Origin of the sequence: Kitasatospora sp. NBC_00315, from assembly GCF_041435095.1 — a bacterium.
Taxonomy (GTDB): Bacteria; Actinomycetota; Actinomycetes; order Streptomycetales; family Streptomycetaceae; genus Kitasatospora.
Genome location: NZ_CP108025.1, coordinates 16,743 through 29,488, shown reverse-complemented (window position 1 = coordinate 29,488; position 12,746 = coordinate 16,743). Strand labels below are relative to the sequence as shown.

Here is a 12,746-nt window from a genome sequence, read left to right as displayed (position 1 = left end):
CCGAACTGGTGCACCGGCAGGCGCAGCCTCTGATCACTGGTATCGACGCCGGCACCACCGACCTTGAGGTCGGCGTCTCCGTCGCGGCCGCGGTCCTGGAGCTGTCCGGCGCCAAGTTCGACGTCATCATCCTGCGCTACCTCAACCGCTCCAGCGTCGAGCGCACCGCCCGAGCGATGGGCATCGACGAGAACACCGTCCGTTCCCTCGCCTCCCAGGCCAAGGCGAAGATTCGAGCCCGGCTCGCCCCGCGCCGCCTGCTGCACCTCGACACCGCCAAGGACGACCAGGAGTGATCTCGATGACCTACGACCTCGACCGCCTGCTGGCGGGCGCCGGCCCCGCTCCCGAAGCCCGACCCTGCTATGACCTCGAAGCCGGGCGCCGGTACGTCGCCGAGAAGCAGGCCGCCCGTCGGGCGGCCCCCGCCGCCGCGTCGCCCAGCCCGGGCGCGTCCGGGCCCGCCGCGCCGGTCCTGCCGCCGCTGGGCCCCCTGCTCGACGATGCGGCCCGCGACCTGAAGGCCCTGGCCAAGCTCGTCATCAACGAGCCCGGCGCCGACACGTTGGTGAATGCCCTGGTGACACGCTGGGAGCCACGCGGCGGCCTGGTCTTCGGCTGCCTGCTCGACCTCGCGGGCCTGCCCTTCGAAGCCCAGTGGTGGTGGCAGTTCGCCGCCGGCGACGGAGACCTCACCGCCGCCTACTGCCTCTACCTCCACCACATCCGCGCCGGCGAGCTGCGCGAGGCCGAGCACTGGTTCCTCCAGGCCGCCCGCTTGGAGGAGGGCGCCACGGCACCCCTGCAGCCGTCGCTGCCCGACGTTCCCGAATACCCGCGTCTGGCTTCCCGCCTAGCTCCACCGATCCGGGACACCGCCAGCCTGCCGTCGCCGGACCACGCGCTGCGCGTGGCCATCGACGGCCTGCCCGGCGGTACCGACGAGATGTGCGGGCCGTTCAGCCTGCCCACCGACGACATCGCCCATCAGCTGCACGAACTCGCCGCCCACTGACCCGGCCGGGCCCGCGCGTGGGTTGCGCGGGCCCGGCCCGAATCCGACCAGGAGAACTCCATGCCCGTACGTGACCCCGCGACCTTCGCCCTGGCCACCACGGTCACCGGCTACCTCGGGACCATCACCGCCATCGCGATCACCGCCATCGCCGCGCCCACTCCCGCGCGCCGGATGGAGGCCCGCACCCTGCTCGCCATCCTTCTCAGCCGCCGGTCCTGACCTGTCAGGACCGGCGGCTGAGCGCTGCAGCCCATCCTCGTGGCCCGGGCCGTTCCAGGTCGCCCGGGTGCGGCACCATCGAGACTCCAGCCGGCTCCGGCTCCGGCTCACCGCCGAGCTCAACCCTGGCGCCATGTAGAGGTGCCGCCGTCGGTCGTAGACACCGAGGCGCCGGCCACCATCTGGTGGCCGGCGCCCTTATTTGTGCCGACTGCGGTCGTTGCGGTTCCCGTGGCTCTCGACTCAGAGCGCCTTGAGCGCCTCCTCGGAAGGGCAGCCAGGACGAAGGCGTCGATGTCGCTGTCGAGGGGAAGGCCCTGCCTGCCGCTTTCGTCCCGTCCTGCTCCTGCGGGTGACGGCCGGGGGGGCCTCGTTGCTCCGCGACGGCTTCTGAGGCTTCCGCGTGTTCGGTGGCTGGCTGGTAGGCGGCTCCTCAACGAAGTTGACGGCTCCGCTGCTCGTGCAGTTTCAACGCCGTGATGATGCTCAGGCAGGCCAGCGACGTTCCGAGCTGGAGGTGGTAGACCGACCCGGTCAGCCTGACATGTGACACCCCGTCGTACTCTGCCTGGATCTCCTTGCCGAGGATGCTGAGGGAGCCCGTGAAGTCGCCATGGGCCAAGGCGCTGCACGTCTTCCACACGTACTCCAGGAGCTTGCCCATATCGACGGTGCGGTCGCTGTCCGTCGGTTGGGGCAGGCTGGCACCGGCTTCGCGGACCACCTCTGCGTAGGTGGGCCACTTCAGGGCCTTCTGCGGCGTGTCCTTGGGGCCGGTCGAGGTCCAGCCCGCTGCGAGGAGCAACCTGACGAGCTGGTCCTTCTGCTCATCCTCGGTCCGCTGGAAAAGGGAGTCCGGGTCGACGCTCCTGTACGCGGCGATGGAGCTTGTGAGTACTGCCGCGGTGGCCCGGTTCTGCTTGTGGTCGTCGGCCTGCAGTGCCAGGCGTCGCCTTACCCGCTCCAGACGCTGAGCAGGGGCCAACAACCAGATCGCCCGGGCGCTGTTCTCCAGGGCACCTCGTACCAGCGTGGCACCGGCGTGGATCGGCAAGGTCACCGATATCCGGTCGGGCTCTTCCCGGGCCACCAGCGCCGACCGTAGGCACTGCAGATGGTCGAGCGCCACCTGCAGAGCATGCTGCACGCTGTGGGAGAGGTGGTACGGGGAGGCCTTCGCGTCATCCCCGGCCAGCGAACTCCCTACTCCGACCGGCCACACCTCGTCACGGAGCGGCACGCAGTTCTTCAATACGTTGTCGATGTTCTGCAGAAGAACTCTCAGCAGTTCAAGCTCGTCCGGGCTCATGACCAGAACTTAGGTGCTGCGCCTCGGACTAGTCGATGCATTTCGCTCATGCCGCTAGCAGTGCGTCAACCAGCTGGCTGCGTACGTGAGAAGCGAGAGCGAATATCGCCCACTCCGGAGAGCAGTAGATGATCACTGGGCGGTGAGATGTCGGTGACTCACAAGAGCACCGTGGGCCTTCCTCGCGAACCGAGTGTGGCCGTCGCTCAGACGTGGCAGTGCACGTTGACCAGGAGTGTGTCGCCGTGCAGCGCCGCCAGGTAGCTGTTGACGTGGTCGTAGCCCGGTGCCAGATCCGGCTCGTGCGGGCAGGCGCCGCTGTGGCAGGCGCCGTGCACACCCGGGTCGCCGTCTTCGTACCACCAGCCCTCCAAGGTGAGGACATTGCGTCGGCGCAGAGCGTAGGGCGCGCTGCGGGCGATGAACTCCTCGCGGGAAGTGCCTCCCACCTTCGCGACCGGGTCCTGTAGGAAGAGGAACGCCGATGAGAAGCGCTCCGTTGGCACCGTCTTCAGGTAGTCGGTGAACGCCCGCACGAGGGGCTGGGCGATGTAGTCGGCATGGGCCTGCTGGGACGAGTAGGTCATCGCCTCGGCGAAATGGCGGGCGAGGTAGGAGCCCAGGGGGCGGGGTGGCGGCAGTTCTGCCGCGAGTTGGTGCCACCGGTGCCACACCGCGTCGGCCAGCTCGCACGCCGCCTCGGGCGAGGCGGAGAAGTCGAGGAGTTCGCGAGGCCCGCCCGCGCACCAGCCGAAGTCGTTGGGGACCGGCACGTGCCCGGTCAGCCACCGGTTCGGGAGCTCGTGGAGCAGCCTGGCATCCCGTTCATGACCCGGAAGGACGTTGTACCCGCCGGCGTGCACCGTGCCACCCGTGATGCGCCAGGAGTCCCAGATATCCAGGTCGTCGCCGCGCGTGTAGTCGATCTCGAAGGGGGCCATCGCCTCCGTGACCGCCGCTTCCACTCGGCCGGCCTCTCGTGCAGGCAGACACACCGTGATACTCATTTTGGCCATGGCGGCATCAGATCACTCCTCCTGCGCCGTCAACCAGCGGATTTGTCTGAACTACCGGCAGGCCGAGTAGTCCCTCACACTGCTCTCCCGGTCGGTCGTTCGCCCGCGCTTCCCGCGGGGCTCATCCGGCCAGCGGCGGCGCCGACGGCATCGGCTCGCAACTGTGAGGAGGCCCGTCAGAGCATCGCGGTGGCCGAGCTGGACGCCGAGGATTAGGCCGAGGTGGTCTGGGTGGACGTCGTCCGAGCGGCCGGCCTCCACCTGTACCCGGCCATCGGCCCCGCCCTGGCCACCCTCAACAACCCGACCGCCGACTCGGTGCTGCTGGAGCCGATGACGGACGACTCGTACGGCTGGCGCTTACTCTGCCCGTGCCTGGGGTTGGCACCCCGTACGGGCGGCCTCTCGGCGAACAGCTCGTTTGGTGCCAGCCGTTCCGGAGGCTCTGGATGGGAGGCAGAATCCTGGAATGCGACTCAATCCAGGCATCTCCTTGCAGTACGCCGAGGACGCCATCCGCAACGCCGTCGCCGTGTGGGAAACCGCCTGCGGCGCGCAGGACTACTTCCGGGCCTTCACCGACGCTGTCGAGAAGACCTTCCCGACGCTGGAGTGCGCCTTCGCCGTACCGGACCTGGCCGCTGGCCTGCGCTCCCCGGCGTACTGGCACCTCCTCCAACTCGGCAGCCCCCAGACGGTCATCGCCGCCTGCGGCTTCCCGCTGCCCTCCGCCCCGGAGCGCGTGCAGGCGGAGTACGCCGCCCGGAACAAAGCCCTGTCCGCCGAGATCGAGCGCCAGCACCAGACCATGAAGCACGCCCTCGCCGAGCTGACTGGGTTGAAGGAACTCGCCCAGCGCCCGGGCCTGCCCGTCGTCTACGACACCAACATGCTCAACCACTGGGCACAGCCCGGGGACGTGCGCTGGCGCCAGGTCCTCAAGAGCGAGGGGGTGGAGGCGAAGCTGGTGCGGCTGGTGGTCCCGCTGAAAGTGATCGACGAACTGGACCGGCAGAAGTACGGCGACGGTGCCCTCGCAAAGAAGGCCGCCACCGCGATTCGCTACCTAGAAAACGCCCTCCGCGGCGCCGCGCCCGGCACCCCGGTCGACCTCCGCCCCGGCGAAGCCACCCTGGAAGTGTGGAACGACAGCGACCACCGTGACACCGACGCCGACCTCGCCATCCTGCGCTGCGCCGCCGACATCGCCGCTCTCCACCCCCAGACCGGCGTCCGCGTCCTGACCGACGACACCGGCATGCGCCTGCGCGCCCACCACCTCGGACTCGCCACGCTGCGCCTGCCGGAGGCGTACCGCAAGAAGGGCACCGCGATGGACACGGTCGGCGAGCAGACCTGAGCGTCGAGCAGCAGCCTCCGCACCCCTTCGGCCCGGTGCCGCCGCAGCCCCCGGCCGACCGGCCGCCCGCGCCTGTCCGGCGCGCGGCCGGGCACTGCACTGGGATCTTGACGGCGTCGACGTCAACCGCCCGTGGACGGGCCGGCCAGGAAGCGCCGGTTCAGTGCCAGGTCACCTGGATGTGCTCGGCCAGGAAACGCAGCGTCTCGACCAGGACGCCGGAGCCGACTCCGGCGAGGATGGCTCCGCTCATTCGGTCCGGCTTCCGCCAGGCCGGCACCCCAACCCGAACCGTCGGCTGCGCCCGCCGATCCGGCTGTTCCCGGCACTCGACGCCGTCCCACCCCGCCGCGCCCGTCATCTCGCTGCGCGGCCTCAACTCGTCCACGAAATCTCTCTTTCGTCTCGTACACCGTCATGGACAGGTGGACCGACAGAAGCCGAACCGGACACAACAAGCCGCCCAGACCATCTCCTGACAGCCCATGGCGCCGCACGGTAGCCAGCCCATGGCGCCGATCAAGTCCTTCCCTGACGCAGATTTCCCGCGTCTTCGCCCAGCCGGCCAGCCGGACGAGAGCCCCGCCCCTGCACCCTCCATCGCGCCGGTCAACCGCTGCCGACCTGGCTCTTTGAACAGCCCGCCCCAGCTGAACGGACACGAAAGTCCCTTCCTCTGCGGCGGTTTGAACCTGTCCCCTACGCTTCCGTCAGGCCCAGTCGTTGCGCTAGCTGCAACCGTTGCCAATCACCGGCAACACCGAAGACCTGACGAGGAGACGCAGTGCTGGAAAAGCGGACCGGGCAACCACCCGAACGCCACGAACCCGAAGTCGAGGCCCTCACCGGCTTCCTCAACCAGCTTTTCATCGCCCTCGCCATCTCCATCACCCGCTACGCCGCCCGCGTCCGGCGCGACAAGGGCACGATCTCCCGCTACCTCAACGGACACCGCATCGCACCCCGGCCCTTCATCGACGAGCTCCTGAAGGAACTCGCAGACCTCACCGGCAACCCCGTCACCGACGACGTCCGCGCCCAGGCATACGAGCTACGCCTTCAGGCGTTGCAGGTCCGCAACCCCGCCCGGTACGAACTCGAACAGCTCAGGGACCTCCTCGGTGCTGCCGAACGCGAACTCAAACTCGCAGATGTCCGTGAACGCGCCCTGCTCCAAGCGCTCAAAGGAGCGGAGGATCAGACCCGTGAGGCGGAACAGCGCTACCGCCAGCTGGAGAGTGACTGGGCCCTTGCCCACTACGCCTCCAGCTCCGCCGAACTGGATGTCTATGTCCAGACCGACGGAGCGCACGGGCTCGGGGATGAGATCCGCGGCCTCAAGGCCGAACTGGAGGCACTTCGGATCGAGCTGTCCCGCGCCCAGGCACTCAAGCACGATGCGGAGGAGAAGTGCCTGCGGCTGGAAGCCCGCCTCCTGGCTGCGGAAGCCACCCTGCAGACGGAGCGCACCTACACGCGTAAGAGCGCATCCGCGGAACTGGAACGAGCTCAAGCCGAGGCCCAACCGGACCCCCAGGTACTGCAACGCGCCATCGCTGATCTCAACGCGGCGAGCAGCCTGGCCGGCACGCTGCAGGCGACCGTCGAGGGGGCCGTGCACGTGCTCGAGTTCGACGTGGCCGTGGTGCACCTGGTGCGGCCCGCCGACGGCGATCTGGTGGTGGCCGCCATCTGGGAGCTCGAGGACAGCGGCGAGAACGGCCCGGCGGTGCTGCTCGGCCAGGTCGGCGCCCGGGAGTCCTGGGACCGCATGCTGAACGTCAGCGACCACTGGGGCACCCTGCGCTTCCTACCCCATGACCGGGCCGGGGCGATCGACACCGACGTCCCGACCTGGACGGGCGACGGACCGCTTCCCGTCTTCACCAATGACTGGCACCCGCACGACTTCCTCTTCGCCCCCATGTACAGCGCCAGCGGCGACCTGCTCGGCGTGCTCTCCGTCGACCAGCCGCACAGCGGCAAACACCCCGGTACCCACACCCGCACCGCACTCGAATCCTTCGCCCTGCAGTCGTCCATCGCCATCGGCAACGCCCGGCTACGGGCTGAGATGCAGCGCGCGCTGGCCCGGCTGGAGAAGGAGCAGCAGTCGCTGCGGGCCAGCGAGGAGGGCTTCCGGCAGGCTTTCGAGTACGCGCCGAGCGGCATGGCGATCACCGAGCTGCACGGTGGCGGGAACGGCCAGCTGACCCGCGTCAACGACGCGCTCTGCCGCCTGCTCGGCCGGCCGCGGGCCCTCCTGCGGCAGCAGAGCTTCGCCGACCTCGTCCACCCCGAGGACCTCGCCCTGCTGCAACGCACGAGCGCCGAGGCCGGCATGGCCGAAGTCCGGCTCTCCCGCCGCGACGGCAGCTACCAGCAAGTCCGCTTGCGCCACTCCATCGTCAGGGACGCAGCCAAGGGGCCAGCCTTCCTGATGACCGTCGTAGAGGATCTCCACCACTACAGCCAGAGGTAGCTCTTGGCAGCTGATGAGGCGGCATTGGGGCCCTTCCTCAGCGCCGGTCACCCCTTGGATGCACTGGTGCCGAAGCCGCCGCCCTCGAGCTGAACAGGCGTGATTGCCGCCGCAGGTCGGTCTGGCACCACTCCACGCCGGACCGGCCTGCCTTCATCCCCAGGCCTTCTTCGGCCGACCCGGCACCGGAACGCCGCCGGCCGACCCCGCAGCATCACGGGATCGGCTAGCAGGACCCAATGGAATGCTATAACCGGCTCACCGGTGCCGGGCGTCAGCTTCGCCCGCCGGGCCCGAGTGTTGTTGAGCCAGAGGCCCAGCGCGACGACCACTCTGGCCTCCATCTCCCCGCTCCCGTCCGGTCGCTCCACGGCCTCCAGCACCTCCTTGTGCGCCCGGGGCACCCGGACATGGCCCTCACGCCCGACGCACGCCGCCAGCGCCATCAGGCCCTGCTCGAACCGGTCCATCCGGGACACCTTCGGCTTCGCCTCGGCCGCCTCCTTCGCGGCCACCAGCTCGGGGTCGGCCTCGACGCCGATCGCCGTCAGCAGGTCCCACTGGTCCTCCTCCAGGCCAGGCCACCCGGCCCGCTGCGCGAGCACCCACCGACCGAACTGCTCACCCTCGAACACCGTCGACTCCGGCAGGGCGGTCCAATCGACCCGCCCATCGCACTCCAGCCACCACGACCGGGCGACCGCGAAGCTGCGCTGCCAGGTGATCGGCCACACCGGGCACCACCACAGGTCGATCTCCTTCAACGCCCGGCGCCGCTCCGCCGCCAGCGCCCCCGGCTCCCCAGCCGGCACCTGCGCCGCCGCCCGCAGCCCCGAGAGCCAGGTGCCGATGGCGTAGCCACTGACCGGGCCCACGTCGGCACCCCGATGCTGCCCCGTGGCCCGGACGTGCGCGTTGAGACCGGCGAACCACCGAACAGCCGAAGTCCCCTGACAGCCCTACTTCCGAGAGCCCCCCGAGCGGGGCTGGTACTCCAACAGCCCCAAGGCTTCCTTGGCTGTCCGGCTCACATCCTCATCGTCGTGCTGCTCCATGGCTCGGATGAGAGGGAGGGTGTCGGGTTCGTTAGGCCACAGCAGCGCGAGCAGCTTGATCACGTACACCCTGATGTCGGCCGGCTGGTCGCTCGCGGTGTGCTCGCGCACAACGGGCCACGCCACACCCGGGAACCTGGCCGCAAGGACGTGCAGGGCGGTGGTGCGGACGTTCGGTTCGGTGTCGGTGGTGGCGGCGAGGACGGCCTGCTGGGTGTCTTCGTGCTCCGGCCAGTGCCATCCGAGGACGTGCAGGGCGGTGGTGCGGACGTTCGGTTCGGTGTCGGTGGTGGCGGCGAGGACGGTCTGCTGGGTGTCTTCGTGCTCTGGCCAGTGCTCCCCGAGGACGTGCAGGGCGGTGGTGCGGACGTTCGGTTCGGTGTCGGTGGTGGCGGCGAGGACGGCCCGGTGGGTGTCTTCGTGCTCTGGCCAGTGCTCCCCGAGGACGTGCAGGGCGGTGGTGCGGACGTTCGGTTCGGTGTCGGTGGTGGCGGCGAGGACGGTCTGCTGGGTGTCTTCGTGCTCTGGCCAGTGCTCCCCGAGGACGTGCAGGGCGGTGGTGCGGACGTTCGGTTCGGTGTCGGTGGTGGCGGCGAGGACGGCCCGGTGGGTGTCTTCGTGCTCTGGCCAGTGCTCCCCGAGGACGTGCAGGGCGGTGGTGCGGACGTTCGGTTCGGTGTCGGTGGTGGCGGCGAGGACGGTCTGCTGGGTGTCTTCGTGCTCCGGCCAGTACCGCCCGAGGACGTCCAGGGCGGTGGTGCGGACGTTCGGTTCGGTGTCGGTGGTGGCGGCGAGGACGGCCCGGTGGGTGTCTTCGCGCTCCGGCCAGTGCTCCCCGAGGACGTCCAGGGCGGTGGTGCGGACGTTCGGTTCGGTGTCGGTGGTGGCGGCGAGGACGCTCTGGTAGGTGTTCTCATGGTCCGGCCACCGCTCCCCGAGGACGTCCAGGGCGGTGGTGCGGACGTTCGGTTCGGTGTCGGTGGTGGCGGCGAGGACGGCCCGGTGGGCGTCTTCGTGCTCCGGCCAGTACCGCCCGAGGACGTCCAGGGCGTTGGCGCGGATGCCCGGTTGGGTGTCGGTGGTGGCGGCGAGGACGGCCTGCTGGGTGTCTTCGTGCTCCGGCCAGTGCTCCCCGAGGACGTGCAGGGCGGTGGTGCGGACGTTCGGTTCGGTGTCGGTGGTGGCGGCGAGGACGGTCTGCTGGGTGTCTTCGTGCTCTGGCCAGTGCCGTCCGAGGACGTGCAGGGCGTTGGCGCGGACGTTCGGTTGGGTGTCGGTGGTGGCGGCGAGGACGGCCCGGTGGGTGTCTTCGTGCTCTGGCCAGTGCCGTCCGAGGACGTGCAGGGCGTTGGCGCGGACGTTCGGTTCGGTGTCGGTGGTGGCGGCGAGAACGCTCTGGTAGGTGTTCTCATGGTCCGGCCACCGCTCCCCGAGGACCCGCAGCGCGTCGCCGCGGAGAAACGGATCCCAGGGGGTACGTGCCTGGTGTGCTGTTTCGTCCAGGTCGCGGCTCAGGGCCGCAGCGACGTCGCTGCTCTGAATCGCAGTGCCCCGCTGATAGCTGGCGTAGTACCAGCGCAGGTAGCGGTCCCGGCCGCTCCAGAAACGGTCGAAGGTGCCGAGAGCGGGCAGGGCCTCCTCGATGAAGAGGTACACGGACTGGCGCATGGTGGTGGTGAGGGTGTCGATGACGGCGTCGCTCTGCGCGGCCACGGACAGGTGCCGGTCCTTGGCACCCGGGGCGGGGGAGGCACCGATCTCCTTGACCTCGGCCAGGACGCGGATGGCCAGCACCAGCATCGGCACCGACGCATCCCTGGGCTCCCGATGGCGTCGGTGCTGTTGGAGGAGGTGCGCGATGAAGGCCGCCACGTCACGCTGCTTTAGGTTGCCGGCCGTGAGCAGCAGGACCTCGTGCCACGCCGGGTCCTCGGCGTGGCCGGCCAGGAGACCGACCGTCTCGTCGCGTGTCCAGTCCTCCTCGAAGGCGCGGTCCAGGAGGTCGGTGGCGGCGAGGTATTCGAGGAACGTGCGGTGGACGAACCCGTAGATGCCACCGCCGTAGTGCGCGAGCAGGAAGTTGCGGGTGCGCAGCCGTTCGACGACGTGGCGGGCGGCTATGTCGGCGGCGGTGCGGGAGATGTTCTGTTCGGTGAGGTAGGTGCTGATGATGGCGGTCAGTTCGCTGTGCTGGATGAACGTGCCGGCGGGTCGGCCAGCTCCTTCCTGCATGCGGCGGGCGATGCGCTGCAGCACTTTCAGGCGCCGGTCGACGTTGAGCCACTCCAGGGCCTGGGCGGCCTCCCCGGTGACGGACGAGTGCGGGTCGAGGAACTTGGCGTCCTTGTCCCACTGCTCGATGAGGACCTCCACCGCGTGGGCGTAGACCTCACGGCGCTCACGGGGGATGGTCTTGCCGAGCCCCATCGACGCAAGGACGGTCAGCAGCAACGGGTTGCCGGCCAGCTCCGCCACCGCCCGCACCCCCCGCACCGCCCCCAGCAGACGCTGGGTGAGCTGCGAGGAGAGGGAGGGGTTCTCCGGATGCGCTGCGGTGTACCAGCGGCGGATGAACTGCTCGACCTGCCCGCGGTCCAGGTCCTGGAGCATCACCTGGGCGAACCCGGCCGCGGTGAACTCACCCGCCCGGTAGCCGTACTCCCGCGACGTCACCACCACCCGCACGTCCGGGTGGGCCGCGGCGAACGCGGTGATCCGCCGCGCGGTCTCCGCCCGCACGGCCGGGTCGAACACCTCGTCCAGGCCGTCGAAGAACACCACGGCCCGCCCCCGCGCGAGCAGACCCTCCAGGAGCGGCCGCGTCAGGCACATCCGGTCCTGCTGGTCCACCTGCTCCAGGAAGTCCTCGATCGTCCGCTCACGCCACCGCGCCTGCGCGTACTGGCGCAGCTCCACCACCACCGGCACCAACCCGGCAAGCCCGCCCAGCTCGCCCGGCAGCTCCTCCAACGCCCCCGCCAACGCCAACGCCACGTACTTCGCCAGCGTCGACTTCCCCGCACCTGGATCACCCAGCACCACCACCCGCCGACCCCCCTCACCCGCCAGCACCTCCAACACCGGCCGCGCGGGCTGCGCGTGGTAATCCTTCCGCAGGGTGCGGGCCGCTTCGGCCGCCATCCCCGGCGGCAGATCCGCCTCCGCCAGCTCGTTCGCCGCCATCAGCAACCGGCGCACCTCACCCGGAACCTGCGCCACATGCGGACGGCACAACTGCGCCATGAACACCTGCCGCACCTCGATCACCGGCTGCTCACCGGCGCTGCTTGAGGATCCGAGGACGTCGAGGTTCAGCCGCCGGTGGACCTCCTGCACCCGCCGCAGGTAAGCCTCCACGGCCGCCGCCCACTCGGCGGCGCGCACCTGGTCCTGCGCGGCGCCATCGCCCGCGCCGATTGCCCGGGCAGCCTCACGCTCTGCCCGGGCCCCGTCCAGCAGCCGCACCCACCGGGCCCGCTCCGCGCGCAGCCACCTCTCCTCCACCCGGCCATCGGCCGACAGCGACGGCGCCCCGGCCCAGGACGACCACACCGCCACCACCGCCAGCAGCACCTCAGCATCCTGCGGCACCCGCGCCCCGCCCGCACGGCCGGCCGGAGGCACCCATGAGCTGATCCGCTTCCCGGCGAACGTCTCCGTCCCGGCCCGCCCGGTACGCCGTACAGCCTTCTCCAGCTCCAGCTGCCCGTACAACTCCTGCCGGGCCTTGCGAGCCCGCTCCGCCCGCTCCTTCAACTCCAGCAGGCCCAGGTACAGCGCCTGCCGCTTCGGCCCCGACTCCAGCTCGTTGTCCGGCATCGCCCGGCCGCCCTGCCTCTCACCCACCCCGCGTGCGCCCGCCCCGCCCGCGGCAGGCCCGGCGGGCACCCGTGACCCACCACCGCTGACCAGCAGCGTAGCGCCCATCACGCCCGCCCCGCCCGCAACTTGGGACACCCCATACCCCTCGATGTCACATTCGAACCCGACGCCGGGCCCGGCATCCCCACACCAGTGACCACCGAGAGGACACCCACCATGAAGCACAACCTCACCCGCACGCCCGGACCAGCCGCCCCGCCCACCGCATCCAACACGGCAACGACCACCCCGCCTGCCCCCGCCAACGCCTCAATGCTCCGTGAGGCCGGGCGCACCGCCCTGCTGGCCCTGGCAACCCGCGCACCCGCCCCGATCCTGGTCGCCGTCATTGACTGGTGGCTGAAGACCCACTGAAGCCCGGCCCTGATGGGCATGGCCGCCTCGCACCGCGAGCCGACCACACCC

General features: G+C 70.2%; 10 protein-coding genes. 6 read left to right on the top strand and 4 right to left on the bottom strand.

The window, feature by feature from the left end; all coding sequences use genetic code 11:
* Positions 1 to 8 precede the first annotated feature (8 nt).
* From OG823_RS00145 to OG823_RS00135, 3 genes are read left to right on the top strand one after another with little or no spacing between them, the layout of a single operon-like run.
* Positions 9 to 296, top strand: coding sequence for an RNA polymerase sigma factor (locus tag OG823_RS00145; RefSeq protein WP_371476383.1), 288 nt, complete (start codon positions 9 to 11; stop codon positions 294 to 296).
* 5 nt (positions 297 to 301) lie between these two features.
* The gene (locus OG823_RS00140) at positions 302 to 1,015 is read left to right on the top strand and encodes a hypothetical protein (RefSeq protein WP_371476382.1); all 714 of its coding nucleotides are present in this window, start codon (positions 302 to 304) and stop codon (positions 1,013 to 1,015) included.
* A 60-nt stretch (positions 1,016 to 1,075) separates the two neighbouring features.
* Positions 1,076 to 1,237, top strand: a complete 162-nt coding sequence (locus OG823_RS00135; RefSeq protein WP_371476380.1) for a hypothetical protein — start codon at positions 1,076 to 1,078, stop codon at positions 1,235 to 1,237.
* 433 nt (positions 1,238 to 1,670) lie between these two features.
* Here the strand turns inward: OG823_RS00135 and OG823_RS00130 are convergent, their stop codons facing one another.
* Entirely contained in the window at positions 1,671 to 2,546 is an 876-nt protein-coding gene (locus OG823_RS00130; protein WP_371476379.1) for a hypothetical protein, read from the bottom strand.
* Between the two features lie 206 nt (positions 2,547 to 2,752).
* Positions 2,753 to 3,487 (bottom strand): hypothetical protein, encoded by a 735-nt coding sequence (locus tag OG823_RS00125; RefSeq protein ID WP_371476377.1) that lies wholly within the window; start codon positions 3,485 to 3,487, stop codon positions 2,753 to 2,755.
* A gap of 544 nt (positions 3,488 to 4,031) precedes the next feature.
* Here OG823_RS00125 and OG823_RS00120 point away from each other — a divergent pair.
* Entirely contained in the window at positions 4,032 to 4,922 is an 891-nt protein-coding gene (locus tag OG823_RS00120) for a PIN domain-containing protein (protein ID WP_371476375.1), read from the top strand.
* A gap of 784 nt (positions 4,923 to 5,706) precedes the next feature.
* A complete protein-coding gene (locus OG823_RS00115) occupies positions 5,707 to 7,404 on the top strand; it encodes a PAS domain S-box protein (protein WP_371476373.1) in 1,698 nt (565 codons plus the stop codon).
* A 47-nt stretch (positions 7,405 to 7,451) separates the two neighbouring features.
* Here the strand turns inward: OG823_RS00115 and OG823_RS00110 are convergent, their stop codons facing one another.
* Positions 7,452 to 8,279 carry a hypothetical protein gene (locus OG823_RS00110; RefSeq protein ID WP_371476372.1) on the bottom strand — a complete coding sequence of 276 codons (828 nt, stop codon included), beginning with the start codon at positions 8,277 to 8,279 and terminating at the stop codon, positions 7,452 to 7,454.
* 84 nt (positions 8,280 to 8,363) lie between these two features.
* Positions 8,364 to 12,278: a HEAT repeat domain-containing protein gene (locus OG823_RS00105; protein WP_371476371.1), complete on the bottom strand. Its 3,915-nt coding sequence runs from the start codon at positions 12,276 to 12,278 to the stop codon at positions 8,364 to 8,366.
* 219 nt (positions 12,279 to 12,497) lie between these two features.
* Here OG823_RS00105 and OG823_RS00100 point away from each other — a divergent pair, with 219 nt between their 5' ends.
* Positions 12,498 to 12,695 carry a hypothetical protein gene (locus OG823_RS00100; RefSeq protein ID WP_371476370.1) on the top strand — a complete coding sequence of 66 codons (198 nt, stop codon included), beginning with the start codon at positions 12,498 to 12,500 and terminating at the stop codon, positions 12,693 to 12,695.
* Positions 12,696 to 12,746: the final 51 nt, after the last annotated feature.

Excerpts from the sequence above, each read along its gene's own strand:
- OG823_RS00140 (WP_371476382.1), top strand. The coding sequence starts at position 302 with ATGACCTACGACCTCGACCGCCTGCTGGCGGGCGCCGGCCCCGCTCCC.
- OG823_RS00135 (WP_371476380.1), top strand. The coding sequence starts at position 1,076 with ATGCCCGTACGTGACCCCGCGACCTTCGCCCTGGCCACCACGGTCACC.
- OG823_RS00130 (WP_371476379.1), bottom strand. The coding sequence starts at position 2,546 with ATGAGCCCGGACGAGCTTGAACTGCTGAGAGTTCTTCTGCAGAACATC.
- OG823_RS00125 (WP_371476377.1), bottom strand. The coding sequence starts at position 3,487 with ATGGCCCCCTTCGAGATCGACTACACGCGCGGCGACGACCTGGATATC.
- OG823_RS00120 (WP_371476375.1), top strand. The coding sequence starts at position 4,032 with ATGCGACTCAATCCAGGCATCTCCTTGCAGTACGCCGAGGACGCCATC.
- OG823_RS00105 (WP_371476371.1), bottom strand. The coding sequence starts at position 12,278 with ATGCCGGACAACGAGCTGGAGTCGGGGCCGAAGCGGCAGGCGCTGTAC.
- OG823_RS00100 (WP_371476370.1), top strand. The coding sequence starts at position 12,498 with ATGAAGCACAACCTCACCCGCACGCCCGGACCAGCCGCCCCGCCCACC.